This is a genomic window from Bacillus safensis, assembly GCF_039619585.1.
GTDB classification, from domain to species: Bacteria; Bacillota; Bacilli; order Bacillales; family Bacillaceae; genus Bacillus; species Bacillus safensis.
In genome coordinates, this window is record NZ_CP154909.1 from 1017628 (window position 1) to 1038838 (window position 21211).

A 21211-nucleotide genomic window follows, 5' to 3' on the forward strand; every position below is an offset into this window, starting at 1 on the left:
ATCACATGAGGATTCTGCATACGGCAGATTGGCATTTAGGAAAAACCCTTGAAGGCCGGAGCCGGCTTGATGAGCAAGCACAGTTTTTAGATGAGCTGTATCAAATCGTAAAAGACGAACACATTGATGTCATTGTCATGGCTGGAGACGCCTTTGATACAGTGAATCCGCCTGCTAGAGCAGAACAGCTTTTTTATGAAAGTCTATCCGCCTTATCTGATAAAGGAAAACGTCAGGTCGTGGTCATCTCAGGCAACCATGATAATCCGGATCGACTATCTGCCGCATCTCCTTTAACTAATGATCAGGGGATTCATTTAATTGGTTATCCGACAAATGACATCATCCGCGTCGATGTTCCCTCTTCAAGTGAACGTTTATCCATTGCAGCACTCGCTTATCCGTCTGAAGCGAGACTAAACGAGGTGCTGGCTGAAACATTTGAAGAGAAATTGCTTCGCGATCATTACAATTTAAAAATACAGCAAGCGTTCCAACATTTAAGCACTCAATTTCAAGCCGATACGGTCAATATCGCAACGAGCCATATTTATGTGGCAGGAGGAAGTCAAACAGATTCAGAAAGACCGATTGAAGTAGGCGGTGCATATACCGTTGCGGCAGAAAGCCTGCCAGAAGCAGCCTGCTATGTGGCCCTTGGTCATTTGCACCGCCCGCAAACCATCAAGCGTGCCAAAACGATTGCCCGCTATTCCGGGTCACCTCTTGCTTACAGCTTTTCTGAATCAGGATATGCCAAATCAGTCACGATTGTAGAGGCAAAACCTAATGAAAAAGCAAGCTGGAAAGAAGTGCTGTTATCAAGCGGAAAACCACTTGTGAAATGGAAGGCAACTGAGGGACTGAGTCAAGTGCACGAGTGGCTGGATGAAAAACGGGATCTTCAGGCATGGATTGATTTAGAGATTCATTTAACAGATCAGCTCTCCATAGAAGAGATCCATCAGCTCCGAAAGCAGCATAGCGGGTTTGTCCATATTAGACCGAAATTTAAAGAACTTCAGCAAATGGAAGAACAAAAGCAAGCCGAAAAGCTCTCAATCGAGGAGCGGTTCGTGAAATTTTATGAGCGCCAGACAGGCGGCGGTCTTCCTGATGAAAAAACAGTCAAGCTGTTTTTGGAGCTCGCCAATGAAATGCAAGAGGAGGAAGCGACTTGAAGCCGATTACGCTAACCATTAAAGGACTTCATAGCTTCAGAGAAGAACAAACAATTGACTTTAGCTCATTATGTGATGCAGGTGTGTTTGGCATTTTTGGACCGACAGGAAGCGGAAAGTCGTCCATATTAGACGCCATGACCCTGGCACTTTATGGCAAAGTGGAACGTGCGTTAAATAATACACATGGTATTTTGAACCAAGCGGAAGAGAAGCTGTCAGTTTCCTTTACGTTCGCTTTACAAAAGGAACACCACATTTCTTATAAAGTCGAACGTGCTTTCAAGCGGGCAGATGAAATGAAAGTCAGAACGACACTATGCCGTCTGATTGAAATTGGGGATACACAGACAGTTCTTGCAGATAAAGCGAGTGAGGTCAATCGTAAAATAGAAGAATTACTCGGGTTAACCATTGATGATTTTACGCGAGCGGTTGTCCTGCCTCAAGGGAAGTTTGCAGAATTCCTTTCCCTAAAAGGAGCCGATAGACGACAAATGCTACAGCGTTTGTTTAACCTGGAAAAATATGGGGATCAGCTCGTTAAACGTTTGCGCGCAAAAGCGCAGAATCAGTATGGACAAAAAAATGAACTGCTTGCTGAGCTGAATGGCTTAGGAGAAGCTGGCCCAGAGGCGCTCGCAAAGGCAAAGGAAGCGGCTGAGCAGGCAAAGGCTATTTTTCATGAGAAAAAACAAGCACGGGATGAAGCGTTCACTGCTTTTACAAAGGCGCAAACAATTTGGCAGTATCAAAAGGAACGAGAAGCCTATGAGACGGAACTAAACCATCTGAATCAACTGGCACCATCAATGGAAGAAAAAAAGGCCAAGCTTCATATTGCTGAGCAGGCAGAGGCATTAAAGCCTTATGCGGATGCATTAACAAAGGCTGAAAATCAGCTTTCTCAAGCATTAAAAGAGAAGCAGGAAGCAGAAAATCAGCTACTGCATCAACGAACGATCTATGATCAAATGACGCAGAACTATGAGCAAGCAAGGCAAAAGAAAATAGAAACTGAGCCAGAACTTCTTCAAAAGAAAGAGCAGCTGCTTCAGCTAAAGGAAATTGAACGGAAAAAAGAGGCGGCTCTTCAGGAAAAGACGGCAATCGAACAGCGAAAAAACGATACAGCGCAGCAATTATTACAAAAAAAAGAAGAAGCAGACAATCTCCAATCTTTGTTAGAACGTGCACTCGCAAAACAAACACAGCTGAAGCGTGAGCTGGAGCAATTACAAGTCTCTATAAAAGAACGGAAAAGTGTACAGGATGCTTTGCGTTTAAGCGAAAATGTTCAAAGAATACACCAAAGCATACACAAGGAACAACAAAAGATGGAGGAGCTCAAAAAGCGATCAACACAGACCGCAGCAGCATATGAAAAGCTTCAAAAACAGCAAAAAGACCATCATGAAAAAATAGACCAATCGTTTCAAGCGATAGAACAGCTTTATTTCTATGTATGTGAATTCGAACGGGCTTTTACAGAATGGAGTAAAAGAGAACAAAGTCAGAAGCTCGAAAAATTAAAACAGCGTGATGCTGTTAGGGCGGCAGAGTTAAGAAAAGAATTAGCGGCAGAGCTCGTAGATGGTGAGCCATGTCCTGTTTGTGGATCGATTCATCATGACCCAAAGGCATTGGAAAACAATGACCATGAAGAAACAGTGGCACAAATCGATGAAGTGATTCAACGGATGGACACAGAGCTCAAGCAGGCAGAGGAATATACAAGAGACATGTATGCCGCCAAGCAGTTATTGGAAACGCACGCCAATCAATTAGTAAAGCAGTTTGCCTTTTTATCTCAGAAAGCTCCAGGTGCGGAAGTTGCAGCAGCAGTAGAAGCAGTGCAAAAGCCGGAGTCCTTGCAGTATCTCATGCAAGAATGGAAAGGCTTGAAACAAGATATTCAAGAAGTTGAACGTAAAAGAGCTCGTTTAATGGATGAAACATATGATCAAGCAGCAGAGATAAGCAAGACGATAGATCAAATGACATTTGATCAGCAGCGTATCGAAGAATTAGACGGGCTGATCAAGGAGCTCCAATCTGAGCTTTCAGAGCAAACGTCTCAATTTGAACAGGCCTTCCCGCACTTAACATTGCACCAAGTACAAGAGATGCAAAAGCAGATCGACGAAAAGGACCAGCAAGCGGAAGGCTATAAAGAGCGTATTGAGAAAAGTATTTCATTTTTGGAAGAAAAACAGCTGGCAAAAGAACAGCTGCAAACAGCCATATACGATGTAGAGAAGGAACTTGATAAACTCGCGCATCAGCTAGAAAGCCAGCATCAGCTCATTCATCAATATGAAACAGATTTAGGGAGATATCCATTGAAAGCTGTCTCTATTTCTGATGAACTGATTGAAGTTGAACACACGCTTGCTCGTCTCAATGAAATGGAACAGCAATCGTACAAGCAATTTCAGCACGCGCAGGAGCTCTTTAGTGAAGCACAAAGTCATTTTTCAAGCTGTGAGCGTCAGCTTCAAGAGGCTGACCGGAGAAAACAAGAAGCAAGTGTCGCATGGGCTAAAGAATCGGAGTCTTCTCCTTTTGATAAGCCTCAAGAGATTGAATCTGCTTTTATGAATCAATCAGTACGTCAATCTGTTAAACAAGAAATTGACGAATTTGAGGATAAAAGAAAGCAATGTGCCGCAAACTTAAAGCGAATTTCTGAACTGCTGAAAGATGAGTCACTAGATGAAAAGCAATGGACTGACATTCAACTGAGGAAAGAAGCGGCAGAAAAGGCATTGGAAGAAGCAACAGTGATGAGCGGCTCTGCATATGAACATCTGCGTGTAATGGAAGAAAATCACCAGCGATTTGCAAGTATTCATGAACGCTTGGCGGAGCTGCAGCAAGAAATTGATCGGCTCGATAAGCTGCAAACCGTGTTTAAAGGAAATACATTTGTTGAGTTCTTAGCAGAAGAACAGCTGGAAAGTGTCAGTCGTGATGCATCTGCCCGTCTTGGTATTTTGACAAGACAAAGGTATGCGATTGAGGTTGATTCAGAAGGCGGCTTTGTCATGCGTGATGATGCGAATGGCGGTGTCAGACGTCCAGTGTCCAGCTTGTCCGGCGGGGAAACCTTCCTGACGTCGCTTGCGCTTGCGCTAGCTCTTTCAGCGCAGATTCAGCTGAGAGGTGAGTTCCCGCTGCAATTCTTTTTCCTTGATGAAGGCTTTGGTACCCTTGATCAAGACTTGCTTGATACGGTGATTACCGCATTAGAGAAATTACAGTCTCAAAACTTAGCTGTTGGTGTCATCAGCCATGTGGAAGAATTGAAAATGCGGCTGCCGAAAAAACTGATTGTCCATCCGGCAGATCCAAGCGGGAAAGGGACAACAGTCTCAATGGAATTAATGTAAATATTGAGGTGATGACGCGGTGGCAAAGCAAACAATTGGATTATGTGAGATGTGCGGAAGACAAGATGTCCTGCTCACAGAACATCACTTAACCCCAAGAGAAGAAGGCGGGGCTTTTTTACCGACTGCCTTCCTATGCATTCCTTGTCATAAACAAGTACATGCCCTCTTTACAAACCAGGAGCTTGCCGCACGTTTGAATACAATTGATGCGCTGAGGCAGGATGAAAAGCTTGCTTCGTACATCAAATGGATTCGGAAACAGCCGGCAAGCAAGCTGGTCAAAACGAAAAAATCGAGACAGCGCAGAAAAAAATAAGCATAAAAAAGCGCTCCTCTATTTGAAATGGGTGTAGAGGAGCTGCTTTATGCATTGCCTACCATATTCTGATCATTTAAGTCAGGATCCACATAGTTGGTGGCGCTAATGCCATTATTTAATATCAAGAAATCTCCGGTATTCCCCGCTCCAGAGCCTAAAGCAGATTTTGACGAACTTTTAGGCGACAGGTAGAATGAGTCACCGACGTTTACGACGCCTCCAGAAATAGAGTTAATGTAAATGGGTCCGACAATTGCTGGCATAATCGACATCCTTTATTCGAAGTCATATCACCATCATATGCGCAGGTAGGTCCATTTGTGAGTTTTGCGGACTTTCATCATTGCTAAACAGCTCTCTAATATGCTTCACTCGCGCAATGCCATTCATTCTACAAGTAGAGCCGATTTGATAGACAGAGGACGATGATACCCCTTCTACATGGATTGAAGACACTTTAATCACAGGCTTTTCATGGTAAAATGCCGTTCTCACTGATCGTTCTGGCAGCATCAATGGAATGGGCTCATAATACACTTCAAATTCTTTCGCATCTAAATTTTCTGCTTCATAGCCATAAAACAAACTAATGGTTCGTTGAACAGCTAAAACCTTGACTGCCGGGCACAGCTCTTGTGTATCACCAATTTGAACCACACTCGAAATCCCGACAGAATTCACCTTTGAGAACTTCACTTTAGATGTGCGCTTGATCATTATCGAGGTGCCAGAGGAACAAACGGGCCAATAATCAGTGATTCTGGCGGTGTATCGAAAATCGAGGATAATTGTACATGGTCTGTGTCCCCGATGATAAACAGGGAAGAGGACGAAACCCCGACTACTTTAATGCTTCCGGTCTCGATGTTGCGGTTGACAACTGTGAAATTCATCCGTTTTCCTCTCCTTTCGTTTCACTTGGAATATGGGCTAAAAAGTGCTCAATCGCCCGCTTTACATCATGCTTCACATATTCAGCAATTTGCTCTGAACGCTGCAGCGGTGTCATTTCTTCCCGGTGTGGCAGCTGTCCCGCATAGTATTTGATCCTGCTGTCAATTTGCTTGCGAATATCCTCAATGATATGGTGTTTGTTGCTTTCATCGAGGGACCCTTCATATCGCTGTTCTAGTTCTTCAAGAAGTTCTGGGGCTTCTTCATTTAAAAATGCATCGACAAGCTGCCGTGTTTGATTGAAAAATTGATCAGCCATTTCTTGCTGCATCATTCCAATTCCCGGGGTTGTTGTTTGGCCCACTTCAAAGTTTTGAACACTGTTTGGATCAGATGGATTGAGGCCGATATTCAGCGTTCCTTCCAGCCGTTCGATTTTCAGTTGATCAAATTGATAATCAATCCGTTCAATATTCGTTGTCGGTTTATCTTTGATCATTTGTATTTCCTGCTGAAGCTCGTTAAGCCTTTTTTCAAGCATCATGATTTGTTGCGAGTGTTTTTGAATGATGCCATATACCTGTGAAGCGTTGCTCTGATAATCATACATTTACATACACCTCCGGGGATTGCAGATGACTTAAGTTGTTGGTGACTGAAGCGGTACAAAAGGTGCTGTGCTTGCGCCTTGAGATTCTTCAATTCCTTGTGTACCTGCTGCGGCAGGCGCTGCTTCTACGTAGCTTCCCGTGTTATACAGGTTGGAAAGGGCCTTGATGGATCCAGCACTCCCAATTTGCAGAACAGAGGAGTTACTTACAGACTCTACACGTAAATAATTAATTTGTATCGCTTGATTAATATAGAAGTTCAACGGATCCTCACTCCTTACAAGTTACCAACAAGCGGTTGATCAATGACATCACTGTCGTACGTATTTGTCACACTTTTGTAGTTGCTAATTCGCAATTGATCACCAGTATTAAAACTGCCTGCGCCAGCAAACGTTTTAACCTGACTATTTGGAGAAATAGTGATGCAGTCTCCAACATGAACGACTCCGCTCGTTCCGACGGCATTTACTTTTAAGGCTCCCACAATAGCCGGCATAGCGGTGCACATCCTTTATAAAATTAGGGCACTTGTTTTGGGCGTTTCACCATAGCTTATGATGGGTCTTTTAATGTGTGATTGTCTTTTTGAAAGCTTTTGATGAGAGGAATTAGATGTATGGTTTACCCTTTTTTTGAGCAATCTTTAGAGGTGGATTTGATGCCTTTATTTAAGAGTGTGTCAAGCTCTTGACTGCACCTGATCGTTTCTTCGGCATTCATCCCGAATTTTTTTGCAGTCTCAATTAAATGTAATCTTTTTTGTTCAATTTCATAATTGATCATAACGGACGCCAACTCTCACATTTTTTATCAAATAGAAGGATATGGTTAGTATACCCTATTTTTCTATAAAAAAAGCTGTTTCGTCAATATGAGTAATAAAGTGACAAAATTCGAAAGTGTTCTTACGTACCAAAAATCTCTTTTTTGATCTCAGTCTGTAAATAACGTCGTCTTTTGTTGATATATTGCCGGATTAAGTCTCTTTCAGACTGCAAGATGTCTTTTCGGCCTTTCGTATATGGATCATCTCCAATTCGATCCTCAATCGATTCATGCCATTTCTCTATGATTGGGCAGAGCCGGTCTTCTACAAAATGTGTATCGAGTACATGCTGGAAAAGTGTGTAATAGGCTCTTTTAAACGAAGGGATATCTAGTAATCTAGCAGTTAATGTATTAAACCCGTTTACTGGGATATAATCAAACGGCATTTCTTCTCCATGAATGTCACGACCCCATGTTGCATCATAATCCCAAGGAAGTACTTGAAACCTCCCTTGTTCATTTACATAAAGAGCGTAGTTATGAACAAAACCATCAAAGTTTTGTGTGCATACCACACCGATGAGCCAGCGGAAATATTGTGTCACATCTAGGTATTGTTCAATTTTTTCTGCAAAAGTGTCATCTTTCGCTGTGTTGAGAAAGTAAATAAATTCGCTCAGCTGCTGATCATGTTGAGAAGTCCCCGTTTTTTTCTCATATCCGAGAAGAAGGTGCTTTTTTGGTTTTTTATCAAAAGAACTCAAAAGGGAGAAGTTCGCGTCATCATCAACCGCATAATAAATGCCGCCTCCTGAAAGCTGCCGTTTTTGAAGAAAGAACTCATCGACAGATTCTATTTTCAAATAAATCCCTTCTTTTCTTCCATTTATGGTGAGAAACACATGAGAAGCGGCTGGGCTATGCACCCCCATCTGCTCAAAGAAATAAAAGGACAGCCTGTTTCGGATAAACGACGGATCATTGTACTCTGCATTTAAATGAAAGATGGATTCGCCTTGTCTTTGTTTTGGCTTTCGGTATTCAATTTGATAGGACTTTTTCTTAAGCTTTCTAATGTGCGATCCGCGGTATGAAGCATAAATATGTGATTTGGTTTGGCCGGTTTTTAGAATAGCTTCAACAGGTTCATCGTTCCAAATGTCTTTTTTTAATTCAATCAGGTCCTTTGGATGAATCCACATATCAAGTTGTTTTAAAGGTTCTGTGTTCATATGTTCATCAGCCTCCTATATGCTCTTCTTTACGATATGAAAGTGAAGGAATGTCCTGTACCGGCTGGTAGGTATTCATGGAGTTTTCAAGGAAAGAGGCATTCGTCACGAACACTTGTCTACCGAGTCTCGTAACATAAAGCAGAGAAGATAAACAGCTTTGTCTGTTTGTTTTGTCGAAGATAGACTGGGAGGGGAATTGTTCGTGAGTACATTTGATCATTCACACATTGAACATGCAGTAGCTTCACTTCGAAGTGAGGGACGTGATCATCACTTAGATCGTGAACCAGAATCGAGACGTTCGCATAAGTCAGCTCGTTCTCGTCATTCAAGTCGCGGTCATTGGTTCTTTGGCGGTGGTGGACGCCGTAAATCACGCCGCAGTAAAAAAAGCTACAGAAGCTATCGTTCAAAGAAAAGTTATCGCTCTAAGAAAAGCTATCGTTCGAAGAAAAGCATGAAGAGTAAAAAGTCATATAAAAGCAAAAAATCTTACAGAAGCAAAAAGAGCGAACCGAAAAAGTCACATCGCAGCAAATGCAGATCTCATCATAAGAAGAGCTGCCGCAAGTCACACCGCAGCAAATGCAGATCGCACCATAAGAAGAGCTGCCGCAAGTCACACCGCAGCAAATGCAGATCTCATCATAAGAAGAGCTGCCGCAAGTCACATCGCAGCAAGCACAGATCCCACAATAAGAAGAGCCGAAAGTCGCGCCGCAGCCATAGATCTAAACGTTCTCATCACCATAAACGCAGCCGCTCTTGCCGAAGATGTGGAAAGAAGTCGCATCGTTCCAGAAATAGAGGAAATGTTGAGCGTAAATGGGATCAAGGGAACATGTGGGAGTATCGCCGTTTCCGCTAAGCATTCAATCATCATTTTTGAAACCCTTTTTAAAAGAGAGTATGATAAAAAAGGGTTTTTTTTATTTCGTAGAGAAATAAAATGAGACATCATAACTTAGCGAAATGAAGATTGTGAGGGGAAGACATGAAGTTTTTTACAGGTGAGATACATAGCAGCATGTTTATTGGGGTAGTCATTGATGATGAATGGGTGATGGACGTCAAAAAGGCAGAAGCCAAATTATTTGAGCTTGAGACACTGCCAAACTCTTTATCTGAGTGTATCAAAATGGGGGACAAGTTTGTTGAACATGTAGGACAGCTTCTTGATTGGGCTGAGAAAAAAGAAGAAGACCGCGGTTCTTATGTATATCCGCTTTCGGACGTGAAACTCCATGCGCCGATTCCAAAGCCGTCTAAAAACATCATGTGTGTCGGAAAGAATTATCAAGACCATGTCATGGAGATGGGAAGTGCGGCGGATATTCCTAAAGACGTGATGATTTTTACAAAGGCACCTACTTCTGTCATTGGACACGGAGCGGACATTCTTCTTCATGAAGGTGTGACCAGTGAACTGGATTATGAAGGAGAGCTTGCCATTGTGATGGGCAAATCAGGGAAAAACATTGCTCCTGAAGAGGTCCAAGATTATATATTCGGTTACACCATTTTAAATGATGTGACGGCAAGAGATTTGCAGAAAAAACATAAACAATTTTTCATTGGCAAAAGCTTAGATACAACCTGCCCGATAGGACCTTATATCGTTCATAAGTCAATGATCGAGGATCATGGTGCGCTCCATGTGGAAACAAAGGTAAACGGAGAGGTTCGTCAGTCTGCCAGTACGGAATTAATGATCTTCACAATTGAAGACATTGTCTCCACTCTTTCAAAAGGGATGACATTAGAAGCGGGTGACATCATTGCAACAGGTACACCTTCTGGGGTAGGGAAGGGCTTTGAACCGCCTAAGTTTTTAGCTTCTGGAGATCGAATTGACATCACAATTGAGCCGATTGGAACGCTGACAAATCACGTCAAATAAAGCGCGTGATGACACAGGATTGTCGCTTTGTGTTCGACTTATTTCGTGGTACGATGAGAAGGTACTTGTTCTGATAAAGGGGGAAATCACAAATGGGAACACATTTACATATCACAGCATGGGTGCTGGGGATTATTTTATTCTTCGTAGCCTTTGCTCTTGCAGGTAAAAACGACAAAGGCGCTAAAATTGTGCACATGATCGTTCGCTTATTCTACTTGATCATTATCGCAACAGGCGTAGAATTGTATGTTCGCACAGGAATGAAAATTCCAGGTTTCGGGGGCGAGTATATTGGAAAAATGATTCTCGGTATCCTCGTGATCGGTTTCATGGAAATGGTCCTAGTGCGCAAGAAAAAAGGAAAATCGGTGACTGGTGTGTTGATTGGGTTTATCGTATTTGCGATTGTGACCATTCTTCTCGGTTTACGTCTGCCGATCGGTTTCCATATCTTTTAATATAAAAAGGGCATTGCTTATACGAAGCAGTGTCCTTTTTATGTGGCATCAAATTGTGAAACGATCCGTTGTCCGTCTGAAGTGGTCCATTCAAAACGAATGTGGCTGGCTGCAGGCTCATAGTGACATTGAAGTGCAAGTGATTGCGTATCTGTCGAAAACTGAAAGAAAGAGACGCGCTGCATTGAATAAAAGGAGGAGAAGACACAATCATAGACGGAAAAACCAAGCTGCTCTACCTGTTCAAGGATGTGATCAAAAACGTTTTCCGGTACGAACATGAGAAGATCAAGCCATCCTTTGGCAAGGGACGCCGTATATTGAATGTTTTCTCCTCCCTGTACTTCTATTAGTTGCCCGTTTTCATGAAGAATCATAGAACCGAGCAATTCCCCTTTTGTCCATTGGTCATTTTCCTTCAAACAGATCATTGTGCTTTGAAGACTTTCTGGCAGCATGATCTCTCCTTCTTCATCTTCAATCAGACAATGCCCGTTTTCAATGAGCAAATACCCGTTACACCATCTTCGGCTGCAGCGTTCAAGCTGCTTCATTCGATTTTCCATTTGCAAAAGCTCCTTTCTTCTTTCTTTTCTTACCAAATCAAGCTTGTCCTATACGCCGGGAAAAAAGGACAAATCAACTATCAAGGAAACGATGCATAAACTAAGAAAGGCTGAATGAGAACACTTGAGGAAAAACGGATGGGAGCTGATGATGATGTGTGGAATTACAGGCTGGGCAGACTTTAAAAAGCAGCTCATCCAACAGGATCATGTAATCAATCAAATGACAGATACGTTATCTAAAAGAGGGCCAGATGATACAAATACGTGGAAAAGTGAGCACGTTCTTTTCGGGCATAAAAGGTTAGCGGTGGTAGATGTAGAAGGCGGAAAGCAGCCGATGACATATACACATCAAAACCATGCTTATACGATTGTATACAATGGAGAGCTCTATAACACGGAGGATATAAGAAAAGAATTATTAAAAAGGGGGCACCGCTTTCTTGGGCATTCTGATACAGAAGTTCTTCTTCATGCCTATACAGAATGGAAGGAAGAGTGTGTCTCCCATTTTAATGGCATTTTTGCATTTGTGATCTGGGATAGTGAGCGTGAATTGTTATTTGCAGGGAGAGACCGGCTAGGCGTCAAGCCATTTTTCTATACAGAACGTCATCATTCCTTCTTATTTGGTTCAGAGATCAAAGCACTTCTTGCTCATCCTGATATCAAAGCAAAAGTCGATTATGAAGGGCTGTCGGAGATCTTTGGCTTAGGACCGTCAAGAACACCAGGTCAAGGAGTGTTTAAAGGGATAAAAGAGCTGAGACCTGCACATGCCTTGACCTTTTCAAAAGACGGACTGCGCGTGTGGAGATATTGGAATGTCAAAAGCAAGGAGCATACCGACTCACTTGATGACACCGCACAGCACATTAAGCATCTCTTTACAGATGCCGTGACAAGACAGCTCGTCTCTGATGTGCCTGTATGTACATTTTTATCTGGGGGCGTCGATTCTAGTGCCATTACTGCCATTGCCGCTAAGCACTTTGAGAAAATAGGGGAAGCACCGCTTCATACGTATTCCATTGACTACGAAGGAAACGATCAATTCTTTGAGGCAAATCAATTCCAGCCGAATGCTGACGGCCCATGGATTGATCAAATGACAAAAGCGTTTCAAACGAATCATCACAGCTGTATCATTGGACAAAAAGAGCTCGCTTCCTATTTGAAGGAAGCCGTTGAGGTTCGAGACTTACCGGGTATGGCAGATATTGATTCTTCCTTGCTTTGGTTTTGCCGAGAAATTAAAAAGGACTTCGTTGTTGGCTTGTCAGGTGAATGTGCTGATGAAATCTTTGGCGGCTACCCTTGGTTCCATATGGAAAATGAAACGAATGGTTTTCCGTGGATGAGATCGACTGAAGCGAGAACTCAGCTCCTGCAAGACTCGTGGCAAAAAAAGCTGTCACTTAAGGAATACGTGCAAAGCAAATATGAAGAAACGGTGGCAGAAACGCCTCTTTTAGATGGAGAAACTGGCGTTGATAAAGCCCGTAGAGAACTTTTTTACTTAAATATGATCTGGTTTATGACAACACTGCTTGATCGAAAAGATCGAATGAGTATGGGGGCTAGTCTTGAGGTACGTGTGCCATTTGCAGATCATCGTCTTGTCGAATATGTGTGGAATATTCCTTGGGAAATGAAAATGCATGGAAATCGTGAAAAAGGGGTTTTACGAAAAGCATTAGAGGGAATTTTACCGAATGAAGTGCTTTATCGAAAGAAGAGTCCTTATCCGAAAACACATCATCCAGCCTATACTCAGGCTGTGAAAGAGATGCTAACAGACTGCCTCGCGCAAAAAGACTCTGTACTTCACGAATTTTTAGACCCACATCAATTAAAGCAGCTGATTGAAACGGAAGGAGCTTCTTTTCATGTGCCATGGTATGGCCAGCTCATGAAGGGCCCGCAGTTGATTGCCCATCTTGCACAGATTCATCATTGGTTTGAAACGTATCGAATTGATATAGAAGCGTAATAAAGGGTCGGCTTTCTTGCACTTGTTGAAAGGAAGCCGGCTTTTTTGATACATAACATGAGACTTTTTGAGCACATCAAAAGTTGATCTAATCTTTCTAATTTGTATAATTAACTTAAAGTGAATTAATTTGGAGGAAAAAGGAAAATGAAAATCATTGTGATCGGAGCGGGACCAGGGGGCCTTGCAGCAGCTATGATGCTTCAAAGCAAAGGACATGATGTTCATGTATACGAAAAACAGCCCTTTGTTGGCGGGCGTAACGCTAAGTTTCAACTTGGTGATTTCACGTTTGATACAGGTCCTACCTTTCTCAGCATGATTCATATTGCAGAGGAGCTGTTCACCTTTGCTGGTAAAAATCTTTATGACTATATTGATGTGATTGAATTAAAAGAGATGTATAGATTAATATTTCAAGACAATCAGCTCGATATGATTCGGGATCGCGATGAAATGTACAAACGATTAGAAGCCTTTGCACCTGGTGAGGGCGAAGGGTATCTAAGATTTATGAAGGATACAAAGCGCAAAATGGATCGTTTGACACCAATTCTACAAAGTAAAATGGACCGCTTTCATCATTACCTTCGCCTGAAGGTGATCAAAGCACTTCCACAGCTTTCACTAAATAAAAGTTTGTATGATGTGCTGTCAGACTATTTTTCGAATGAATCAGTGAAATATGCTTTTACATTTCAATCAAAGTACTTAGGAATGTCCCCGTGGGAATGCCCTGGTGCGTTCTCGATCCTTTCGTTTATGGAACATGACACAGGTGTATTTCATCCGAAGGGCGGTGTCAATCAGCTGTCAGAAGCGATGGCAAAGGCCGCGCTTGAAGCTGGAGCAGAGATTCATCTGTCAGCTGGCGTCGAAAAGCTGCTCACGGAGGGAAGGAAAGTAAAAGGCATTCGTTTAGAATCTGGGGAAGAAATACAAGCAGATGAGGTTGTCGTCAATGGAGACTTTGCACATGTGATGACAAAGCTTGTCGAGCCAGGACTCTTAAAGAAATACAGCGAGAAGAAATTAAAAAAGAAAAAATTCTCTTGCTCTACCTTTATGCTTTATTTAGGACTGGATACCATATATGATGAGCCGCATCATACCATCGTTTTTTCCGATGATTATGCTAGATTTGTCAAAGGCATTACGAAAACATATGAGCTGCCAGATGACCCGTCTATTTATATTCAAAATGCAAGTGTAACCGATGACTCACTTGCTCCAAAAGGAAAATCAGCTCTTTATGTGCTGGCTCCAGTTGCCAATAACCAAAGCGGTATTGATTGGGAGGCGCATCAAGATGAATTTAGAGAGCTTGTGCTGGATACATTGGAGCGGAAAACAGGCTTTCAGAATGTGAGACAGCATATAGAAGTCGAGCGGATGATCACACCGAAGCAATGGGAGGAAGACCTTTACGTATATGAAGGAGCTACATTTAACCTCGGCCACCAGCTGACGCAGATGATGGTCCTAAGGCCGCACAATGAATTTGATGAATTAAATCACTGCTGGCTCGTTGGAGGAGGAACACATCCAGGAAGCGGACTGCCAACCATTTTAGAATCAGCACGTATCACGACAAATGCCATTCTTAAAAAAGAGAAACATTCACACAAAACAATGCCGCATCAAGAAAAGGGGAGCGCCTCATGAAAAAACATATATTAATTGCAGGCGGTGGTATTGGTGGAATGATCTCAGCGCTTTATTTAAAAAAAGCGGGACATGATGTCACCCTTGTCGAAAAAAATGAACGGCTTGGCGGGAGACTTGCTTTTGTACGTGAGAAAGGATATAAAGTAGATGAAGGTCCGACCATTGTCCTACTTCCTGACATGTTAAAAGGCATTTTACATGAGGTAGGAATTGACGATTCATCTCTTGATCTGCTGCAGCTTGATCCGCTGTACACAATTCAATATCAAGATGGAACCTCCTATACGAAATACTCTGATGCACTTCGTCAGCTAGATGAAATCAGACGTGTATTTCCAAAGGAAGATCAAGGGTTCCTGAGGTTTATGGAAGAAATGACAGACCGGTTTCAAGAAGGGCAGCAAGCCTTTCTAGAAAAATCATTTCACGAAAAACGTACATTTTTTACAAAAGCGAATATGAAGATTTTAATGAAATTAAAGGCGTATCGAACGGTACAAAGTGCTCTGAAAAAATATTTCTCAGACGAACGCCTGCGAGATGCATACGCACTTCAAACCCTCTATGTTGGGGGAAACCCGTATGAAGCATCGGCTATTTATTCGCTTGTGTCCTATAGTGAGCACGCGCATGGAATCTACTATTTAAAAGGCGGCTATGCGAGTTTAGTAGATATATTGGAAGGGCAGCTCATCAAAATGGGTGTGCATGTAAGAAAAAATGAAGAAGTCACGCAATTGGTGTTTGAGGGGAAACGGGCAGTCAAAGCTAAAGTAAATGATGAATATGAAACCGCTGATGCATTTGTGATCAATGGAGATTATCCAGCTGCGTTAAAACAGCTTGGTTTAGACGAACAAGATCGCCGGAAATACGTGCCGTCCTCTGGCTGTGTGATGGTGTATCTCGGGTTAAACAAGATGTATCATGAAGCACCTGTTCATCAATTTTTTATGGGAGAACACTTTGATCAGCATATGAAAGAAGTTTTTCAAACGAAAACGATTCCTCAAGACCCGTCGTTTTATACATTTAATCCATCGATCATTGATCCATCTCTTGCCCCAGAAGGCTGCAGTGTTCTATACATGCTCGTTCCCGTTCCTTCAGGAGATCATATCAACTGGGAAGAGGAGACAGAGTTTGTCGAGAAGATGGTGGATGTCCTTGAGAAAAGAGGCTTTCCGAGATTGCGAGAGTCGATTGTCTGGAAAAAGGTCAGAACACCAAATGATTCCTTGCGAGAAGGATTGTTTGAAGGCGGCAGCTTTGGACTTGCGCCTAATTTGTTTCAATCAGGTGTCTTCCGCCCGCAAGTGAAGGTCAGTGAGACAGATAATCTTTATGCGGCAGGTGCTTCCATCCATCCGGGTGGCGGGGTGCCGATCGTGATGCAAAGTGCGAAGCTTATGGCTTCTGTACTACTAAAAGATTTGAATGATAGAAAGGAAGTGAAGCTAAGTGGTTGATGTACAAACAGCATTAAAAGTGTGTGAGGAAACCATTCAAACCCATTCAAAAACGTTTTACCGGGCCTTTTCCATGCTACCTAAAAAGAAAAGACAGGCCGTCTGGGCCGTATATTCCTTTTGCCGTAGAGCAGATGACATTGTAGATGAATCCCCTTCGCCAAAAGAGGACCTTGCATCCTTTCGGGAGACGTTTGATCGATTTTTACAAGGTGAGGTAGACCGGAATGATCCAATATGGGTGGCGCTAGAGCATACATTTCAAGAGTTTCGGATGGATGAAGCCCCGTTCCGTGACCTGCTCCAAGGACAGGAGATGGATTTAGAGCAGCAGCGATACGAAACGTTGGATGAACTGCTCATCTATTCCTATCATGTTGCTAGTACAGTTGGGCTTATGCTCCTTCCCATTATTGCACCGCGTAAAAAAGAGCAGCTAAAAGAAGCAGCCATTTCGTTAGGGATTGCTATGCAGCTAACCAACATCCTTCGAGATATCGGCGAAGATCAGGCTGAAAGAGACCGCATTTATTTGCCAAAGCAAGTGATGGATCAATTCGGGTACACAGAGCAAGAATTGCAGGAAGGGATTGTGAATCAAGCCTTCCAGCACGTCTGGGAGTACATTGCCTTTGAGGCAGAGGCATACTACGAGGAGTTTTTTGACCATCTTCATGAATTCCCGCTCTATTCACGAATACCGGTGAAAGCAGCAGCCTACTTTTATAAAGCCATTTTAGATAAAACAAGAGAAAACGAATACCGCGTCTTTACAGAGCGAGCATTTATTTCAAAACAGGAAAAAGCACTTATTTTAGAAGATATTACGTAAAAAAGGACTGCACCCGCAGTCCTTTTTATGTGGAAGAAAAACGATACTCCGTCCATACTCTGGAACGCCAGCGCCTATACATGAAGATACCTCTTACCCATTCATCCACAATAAAAGAAATCCAAACCCCGATGAGCCCCATTTCAAACTGAATGCCTAACAAATAAGCGATCGGAAGCCCAATTCCCCACATTGAAATCATCGCCATATACACTGGAAACTTCGCGTCACCAGCAGCCCGCAATGAATTAATAATGACCATATTAAAAGAGCGTCCCGGCTCTAAAATGATCGTCAATAGGAGAAGTGTGGCGGCGATTTCAATGATTTCACGATTGCTAGTGAAAAAGGTAAGCAAATGCGTCGATGATAAAGATAAAGCAGTGGAAGAAAGAAGAGAGATCCCAATGGCCCAGTATAAGCTTTTCATACATCTGCGGTAGGCAGCATCAAATTCTTTCGCTCCAATATGGCGCCCGATTAAAATCTGTGTCCCTTGGCTAATCGCTGCACCAAACAACATAATAAACATCATCAAATTTTGAGTGTAAACCTTTGCGGCTAAAGCCTGCGTCCCCATAAATGTAATAAACAGTGTAATAATCATTTGAGAGCCGTTATAAGAAAGCTGCTCTCCAGCAGAAGGAATGCCAATTTTCAGCAGCTTTTTTAAATGCGTCCGCTGGATGTGAAACATACTCTTCAGTGAAAAGCGCAATCCAATTCGGCGGCGGACAATGAGGATCATCGCCATCAATCCGATCAAACGAGCCAGCGAGGTTGAAAAGGCAACACCCATGACACCTAATACAGGAAAGCCAAACGGACCAAAAATGACCAAATAATTGCCGGCAACGTTGAGCAAATTCATTCCGATGGTGACATACATCGTGTCTCTTGTATATCCGTAGCTTTTTAAAATAGCACTATACGTCATAATGAGTGCTTGAATAAAAGAAAGCAGGCCGACAATTTGTAAAAAGACCGCCGCATCCGGCATGAGTTCACTTGATAAGCCCATCATGTGCAGGATTGGAACAGCTAACACAAACATGAGGAGACTAATGACAAAGCTGATCAAGAAGTTGGTTCCTAGTGAGACATAGGCGACTTGAGTCGCTTCCTGCTTGCGGTCAGCTCCTAAAAGCTGCGCAATCACAATGGTCGTTCCTGTTGTAATGAAGCTGAACATGACAATTAATAAATTCAGGAGCTGGTTGCTTACACCTACTGCGGCCACACTGTTATCGGAGTATTGGCTGAGCATAAGTGTATCAGCGCTCCCCATGAGCATATATAAAGAGATTTCGATAAAAATAGGCCAAGTTAATGCAAATAATGAAGGGTGTGTTTTCTCATCTTTGGCTTGAACCTTTTCATATGACAGGGTTTGAGATTTCATCACATAGCCTCCTTTCGTATAAATCCGATTTATAGTGTACCGTGCATCGACTATAATAAGAAGAGATGAAACCGAAACTTATTGGAGAAATCCGACTTCATAAGGGGATGAATATGGATCGATTTATTACATTTACTGTACCGCCGTTTCCTATTTATATTGCTTCAGGTAAAGGGGTATTTCATCAAGGAGAAAGACATATCTCAAGAACCTTCACTGTATTTGATCTTCTCTATATCACAAAAGGTGAACTATGGATGACAGAGGGCGAGGAGGCTTTTCATGTAAAAGAAGGTGAATATATGATTCTCTCACCGGGCCTGTCTCATGGTGGACATCTGCCGTGTGAAGAGGAAACGCACTATGAGTGGTTGCATTTCTCAATTGACCGATTTGAGCTGACGAACCGGCCGAGAGAACACTGGATTGATATGAAACAAAATCAAGCGACCTTCGAAAAGCCGGCAACCTATGAATTTAGTCTGCCCCGTTTAGGAAAAGTGAAAGGGCGAAGTGTGTTAAAAAAACATCTTTCAGCGATGAGAGCACTAAATCATGATGCATCTGAACTTCCGCTGAAAAAACAGCTATTATTTGAGGAAATGCTCATTCACCTGCAAAAGGAAGCATTCCATATTCCAAGTGCAAAGGAGACTGTCGCATCAGAAGTGGTTCATTATCTTGAGCATCACTTTATGGAGAAATTACACATGGAGCAGCTTGCAGAGAAACTGCACTATCATCCTGATTACATGACAAGATGTATGCAGACGGTGTATGGATTGACGCCAAACCAGTACAGCCATCGACTCAAAATCGAAAAAGCCAAAAGCATGCTGGCCTCAACGAATGAAAAAATCGCTGCCATTGCAGATCATGTAGGTATTGACGACCCTACTTATTTTTCTAAGCTGTTTCGGCAAAATGAAGGCATGACGCCGATCGAGTACCGTCATTTAGCAAAAAGAACGACAAAGTAAAGGAACGTGAACAGATGAAAAAAGAAAAGGAAGAGCTTGTGAACATACGTCCATTAACCGAAACGGACTTAGAAACGGTGTGGCATTTAAAATTTAAAGCATCAGACCAGTCCTATCGAAAATGGAATGCCCCTTATTTTTATGAACACGAAATCCCGCTTGCTGCATTTAAGAAACGGTACTTACAGGAAGAATCCATTCCTCAAAAGCTATATGGCATTGAAATAGATGGTGATATCAAAGGCACCGTATCATATTATTGGGAGAATGAACGTACGAGGTGGCTTGAATGCGGCATTATCATTTATGATTCACGCTTTTGGAACGGGGGTATTGGGACAAAGGCATTAAATCTTTGGATTGATGTGTTATTTACGCATATTGATATCCCTCGAATTGGTTTAACAACTTGGTCAGGGAATGAACGGATGATGCGGTGCGCAGAGAATTGCGGATTTATCCTTGAGGGGAGACTGAGAAAGGTCCGTTATTATCAAGGGGTTTATTATGATTCAATGCGCTACGGAATGTTGAGAGAAGAATGGAGAAGCCTTCCGCGGAACAATGATAAAATATTTTAGGACAAAAGTATTGTATGTTTGAATAAACTGAAAAAAATCGGTTTTTCAAGCGAATAATAGAAAATGTGTTTTTTTACATAAGGGGGAATTTAAATATGAGATTAACGGGTCTATTCGTTTCACTTGCTGTTGCCATCTATTTATGGTTTGATGCGCCAAAACATAACAAAGACAAATGGCTGTGGGCTGTTTTAGGCGTGCTATTTAGCACCATCGTACTTGGTATTTATTTGATCAAGACAGAGAGGAAGGGGCTGGGCTGGACGATCTTGATTTTAACCATCTTGTTTTATCTCATGCTGCTCATCTCTGTTTTGATCGGTGTTATTCTTTTTTATCAGGCGCCTTCATGAAGAAGGGCCTTTTTCTTTTACCTTTTGAGCCGGTACACCAGCAATGACGATCTGCTCTTCATGAAAGGAACGATTCACCACGGCATTTGCTCCGATTGAAATATGATTTGCAATGTAAATGTCTCCAAACAGCTTAGCACCGGGGCCAACCCATACGTGATCTCCAATGGTTGGTACATCCTTTTCGGAATGGTTTTGGCCAATATTCACCCCTTGATGAATATCACAAAATGCCCCAATTTTTGCGTGCTTATTCACAATTAAGAGACCACTATGATTGATTCTAAGGCCGGGGCCAAAGACGCCAATCGGAATATCAAAGCCAAGCTGCATGCCTTTCTTTTTATGTAAATAGCGATAAAACCATTTGCGCAGTAGAGCGCCGCTATTAGAATAGTATTCATATTTTCGCAAATACCTTTGATATTTCCATATATCGTCCCCAAACCACTTTGGCCTTTTGCGCGTGATCGCTAATGCTATCTTATCCTGCGTTAAGTAATGGTGAAGATCGTGCTTTGTAAAAATCATCAAATTCCCCTCCATTCCTTTATGTTTCAGAGAAATTATACCATCCAAACCATTTATATCAAGAAA

General features: G+C 42.4%; 24 protein-coding genes. 13 read left to right on the top strand and 11 right to left on the bottom strand.

The features are described from left to right. Nucleotides 1-5 precede the first annotated feature (5 nt). Genes sbcD through AAYR28_RS05120 form a run of 3 tightly spaced genes read left to right on the top strand, consistent with a single transcriptional unit; the run spans nt 6 to nt 4892 of the window. On the top strand, nt 6-1181 hold the full coding sequence (gene sbcD / locus AAYR28_RS05110) for an exonuclease subunit SbcD (RefSeq protein WP_070325681.1): 1176 nt from the start codon (nt 6-8) through the stop codon (nt 1179-1181). Beyond that, nucleotides 1178-4573 carry an SMC family ATPase gene (locus tag AAYR28_RS05115; protein WP_345808945.1) on the top strand — a complete coding sequence of 1132 codons (3396 nt, stop codon included), beginning with the start codon at nt 1178-1180 and terminating at the stop codon, nt 4571-4573. The genes sbcD and AAYR28_RS05115 overlap by 4 nt, the downstream gene beginning before the upstream one ends. Before the next feature lie 19 nt (nt 4574-4592). After that, complete coding sequence (locus tag AAYR28_RS05120; protein WP_034282144.1) at nt 4593-4892, top strand: hypothetical protein; 300 nt, start codon at nt 4593-4595, stop codon at nt 4890-4892. Between the two features lie 47 nt (nt 4893-4939). Here AAYR28_RS05120 and AAYR28_RS05125 read toward each other — a convergent pair whose 3' ends face one another. The 8 genes from AAYR28_RS05125 to AAYR28_RS05160 form a co-directional block, all read right to left on the bottom strand. Next, nucleotides 4940-5158, bottom strand: coding sequence for a spore germination protein (locus AAYR28_RS05125; RefSeq protein WP_003211468.1), 219 nt, complete (start codon nt 5156-5158; stop codon nt 4940-4942). Nucleotides 5159-5180: 22 nt separating this feature from the next. Continuing rightward, entirely contained in the window at nt 5181-5612 is a 432-nt protein-coding gene (locus AAYR28_RS05130; protein WP_061109643.1) for a spore germination protein GerPE, read from the bottom strand. Next, nucleotides 5612-5788: a germination protein GerPD gene (locus AAYR28_RS05135; protein WP_003210893.1), complete on the bottom strand. Its 177-nt coding sequence runs from the start codon at nt 5786-5788 to the stop codon at nt 5612-5614. The genes AAYR28_RS05130 and AAYR28_RS05135 overlap by 1 nt, the downstream gene beginning before the upstream one ends. Further along, nucleotides 5785-6399, bottom strand: coding sequence for a spore germination protein GerPC (locus AAYR28_RS05140; protein WP_041117065.1), 615 nt, complete (start codon nt 6397-6399; stop codon nt 5785-5787). The genes AAYR28_RS05135 and AAYR28_RS05140 overlap by 4 nt, the downstream gene beginning before the upstream one ends. A 30-nt stretch (nt 6400-6429) precedes the next feature. Continuing rightward, nucleotides 6430-6663, bottom strand: coding sequence for a spore germination protein GerPB (locus tag AAYR28_RS05145; protein ID WP_003210877.1), 234 nt, complete (start codon nt 6661-6663; stop codon nt 6430-6432). A gap of 14 nt (nt 6664-6677) precedes the next feature. Continuing rightward, on the bottom strand, nt 6678-6899 hold the full coding sequence (locus AAYR28_RS05150) for a spore germination protein (RefSeq protein ID WP_345808946.1): 222 nt from the start codon (nt 6897-6899) through the stop codon (nt 6678-6680). Nucleotides 6900-7024: 125 nt separating this feature from the next. Beyond that, entirely contained in the window at nt 7025-7186 is a 162-nt protein-coding gene (locus AAYR28_RS05155; protein ID WP_029707539.1) for an aspartyl-phosphate phosphatase Spo0E family protein, read from the bottom strand. A 122-nt stretch (nt 7187-7308) separates the two neighbouring features. Continuing rightward, entirely contained in the window at nt 7309-8403 is a 1095-nt protein-coding gene (locus AAYR28_RS05160; protein ID WP_041117067.1) for a CotH kinase family protein, read from the bottom strand. Nucleotides 8404-8608: 205 nt separating this feature from the next. Here AAYR28_RS05160 and cotG point away from each other — a divergent pair, with 205 nt between their 5' ends. The 3 genes from cotG to AAYR28_RS05170 all read left to right on the top strand — a co-directional run bounded on the left by cotG (nt 8609) and on the right by AAYR28_RS05170 (nt 10767). Beyond that, nucleotides 8609-9274, top strand: a complete 666-nt coding sequence (gene cotG, locus AAYR28_RS19035; protein ID WP_080769818.1) for a spore coat protein CotG — start codon at nt 8609-8611, stop codon at nt 9272-9274. Between the two features lie 126 nt (nt 9275-9400). Further along, a complete protein-coding gene (locus tag AAYR28_RS05165) occupies nt 9401-10306 on the top strand; it encodes a fumarylacetoacetate hydrolase family protein (RefSeq protein WP_251232208.1) in 906 nt (301 codons plus the stop codon). Between the two features lie 92 nt (nt 10307-10398). Then, a complete protein-coding gene (locus tag AAYR28_RS05170; RefSeq protein WP_034282135.1) occupies nt 10399-10767 on the top strand; it encodes a YisL family protein in 369 nt (122 codons plus the stop codon). Nucleotides 10768-10805: 38 nt separating this feature from the next. On the opposite strand, the gene AAYR28_RS05175 is transcribed toward AAYR28_RS05170, so the two are convergent. Continuing rightward, entirely contained in the window at nt 10806-11333 is a 528-nt protein-coding gene (locus AAYR28_RS05175; protein WP_041117073.1) for a DUF2777 family protein, read from the bottom strand. 154 nt (nt 11334-11487) lie between these two features. Here AAYR28_RS05175 and asnB point away from each other — a divergent pair, with 154 nt between their 5' ends. From asnB to AAYR28_RS05195, 4 genes are all read left to right on the top strand, one after another. Then, complete coding sequence (gene asnB, locus AAYR28_RS05180; RefSeq protein ID WP_111927185.1) at nt 11488-13329, top strand: asparagine synthase (glutamine-hydrolyzing); 1842 nt, start codon at nt 11488-11490, stop codon at nt 13327-13329. Nucleotides 13330-13476: 147 nt separating this feature from the next. After that, on the top strand, nt 13477-14994 hold the full coding sequence (locus tag AAYR28_RS05185) for a phytoene desaturase family protein (protein ID WP_345808947.1): 1518 nt from the start codon (nt 13477-13479) through the stop codon (nt 14992-14994). Then, nucleotides 14991-16466 (top strand): phytoene desaturase family protein, encoded by a 1476-nt coding sequence (locus AAYR28_RS05190; protein ID WP_034282128.1) that lies wholly within the window; start codon nt 14991-14993, stop codon nt 16464-16466. Before AAYR28_RS05185 ends, AAYR28_RS05190 begins: the two co-directional genes overlap by 4 nt. Further along, entirely contained in the window at nt 16459-17298 is an 840-nt protein-coding gene (locus AAYR28_RS05195) for a phytoene/squalene synthase family protein (RefSeq protein WP_034282127.1), read from the top strand. The genes AAYR28_RS05190 and AAYR28_RS05195 overlap by 8 nt, the downstream gene beginning before the upstream one ends. A 25-nt stretch (nt 17299-17323) precedes the next feature. On the opposite strand, the gene AAYR28_RS05200 is transcribed toward AAYR28_RS05195, so the two are convergent. Beyond that, the gene (locus AAYR28_RS05200) at nt 17324-18700 is read right to left on the bottom strand and encodes an MATE family efflux transporter (RefSeq protein WP_034282125.1); all 1377 of its coding nucleotides are present in this window, start codon (nt 18698-18700) and stop codon (nt 17324-17326) included. 113 nt (nt 18701-18813) lie between these two features. On the opposite strand from AAYR28_RS05200, the gene AAYR28_RS05205 reads away from it, so the two are divergent. From AAYR28_RS05205 to AAYR28_RS05215, 3 genes are all read left to right on the top strand, one after another. Further along, nucleotides 18814-19680, top strand: a complete 867-nt coding sequence (locus tag AAYR28_RS05205) for an AraC family transcriptional regulator (protein ID WP_065214208.1) — start codon at nt 18814-18816, stop codon at nt 19678-19680. Nucleotides 19681-19694: 14 nt separating this feature from the next. Next, entirely contained in the window at nt 19695-20261 is a 567-nt protein-coding gene (locus AAYR28_RS05210) for a GNAT family N-acetyltransferase (protein WP_098676798.1), read from the top strand. 95 nt (nt 20262-20356) lie between these two features. Next, nucleotides 20357-20614, top strand: a complete 258-nt coding sequence (locus AAYR28_RS05215) for a hypothetical protein (RefSeq protein ID WP_034282121.1) — start codon at nt 20357-20359, stop codon at nt 20612-20614. Here the strand turns inward: AAYR28_RS05215 and AAYR28_RS05220 are convergent. Beyond that, nucleotides 20609-21145 (bottom strand): serine O-acetyltransferase, encoded by a 537-nt coding sequence (locus AAYR28_RS05220; protein ID WP_101677384.1) that lies wholly within the window; start codon nt 21143-21145, stop codon nt 20609-20611. The two genes, AAYR28_RS05215 and AAYR28_RS05220, sit on opposite strands and share 6 nt — an antisense overlap. Nucleotides 21146-21211: the final 66 nt, after the last annotated feature.

Coding starts and splice junctions, on each gene's coding strand:
- AAYR28_RS05155 (WP_029707539.1), bottom strand. CDS start 7,186: ATGATCAATTATGAAATTGAACAAAAAAGATTACATTTAATTGAGACT.
- AAYR28_RS05140 (WP_041117065.1), bottom strand. CDS start 6,399: ATGTATGATTATCAGAGCAACGCTTCACAGGTATATGGCATCATTCAA.
- AAYR28_RS05220 (WP_101677384.1), bottom strand. CDS start 21,145: ATGATTTTTACAAAGCACGATCTTCACCATTACTTAACGCAGGATAAG.
- AAYR28_RS05170 (WP_034282135.1), top strand. CDS start 10,399: ATGGGAACACATTTACATATCACAGCATGGGTGCTGGGGATTATTTTA.
- AAYR28_RS05185 (WP_345808947.1), top strand. CDS start 13,477: ATGAAAATCATTGTGATCGGAGCGGGACCAGGGGGCCTTGCAGCAGCT.
- AAYR28_RS05130 (WP_061109643.1), bottom strand. CDS start 5,612: ATGATCAAGCGCACATCTAAAGTGAAGTTCTCAAAGGTGAATTCTGTC.
- asnB (WP_111927185.1), top strand. CDS start 11,488: ATGTGTGGAATTACAGGCTGGGCAGACTTTAAAAAGCAGCTCATCCAA.
- sbcD (WP_070325681.1), top strand. CDS start 6: ATGAGGATTCTGCATACGGCAGATTGGCATTTAGGAAAAACCCTTGAA.
- AAYR28_RS05200 (WP_034282125.1), bottom strand. CDS start 18,700: ATGAAATCTCAAACCCTGTCATATGAAAAGGTTCAAGCCAAAGATGAG.
- AAYR28_RS05135 (WP_003210893.1), bottom strand. CDS start 5,788: ATGAATTTCACAGTTGTCAACCGCAACATCGAGACCGGAAGCATTAAA.
- AAYR28_RS05165 (WP_251232208.1), top strand. CDS start 9,401: ATGAAGTTTTTTACAGGTGAGATACATAGCAGCATGTTTATTGGGGTA.
- AAYR28_RS05175 (WP_041117073.1), bottom strand. CDS start 11,333: ATGGAAAATCGAATGAAGCAGCTTGAACGCTGCAGCCGAAGATGGTGT.
- AAYR28_RS05205 (WP_065214208.1), top strand. CDS start 18,814: ATGGATCGATTTATTACATTTACTGTACCGCCGTTTCCTATTTATATT.
- AAYR28_RS05160 (WP_041117067.1), bottom strand. CDS start 8,403: ATGAACACAGAACCTTTAAAACAACTTGATATGTGGATTCATCCAAAG.
- AAYR28_RS05190 (WP_034282128.1), top strand. CDS start 14,991: ATGAAAAAACATATATTAATTGCAGGCGGTGGTATTGGTGGAATGATC.
- AAYR28_RS05215 (WP_034282121.1), top strand. CDS start 20,357: ATGAGATTAACGGGTCTATTCGTTTCACTTGCTGTTGCCATCTATTTA.
- AAYR28_RS05125 (WP_003211468.1), bottom strand. CDS start 5,158: ATGCCAGCAATTGTCGGACCCATTTACATTAACTCTATTTCTGGAGGC.
- AAYR28_RS05150 (WP_345808946.1), bottom strand. CDS start 6,899: ATGCCGGCTATTGTGGGAGCCTTAAAAGTAAATGCCGTCGGAACGAGC.
- AAYR28_RS05210 (WP_098676798.1), top strand. CDS start 19,695: ATGAAAAAAGAAAAGGAAGAGCTTGTGAACATACGTCCATTAACCGAA.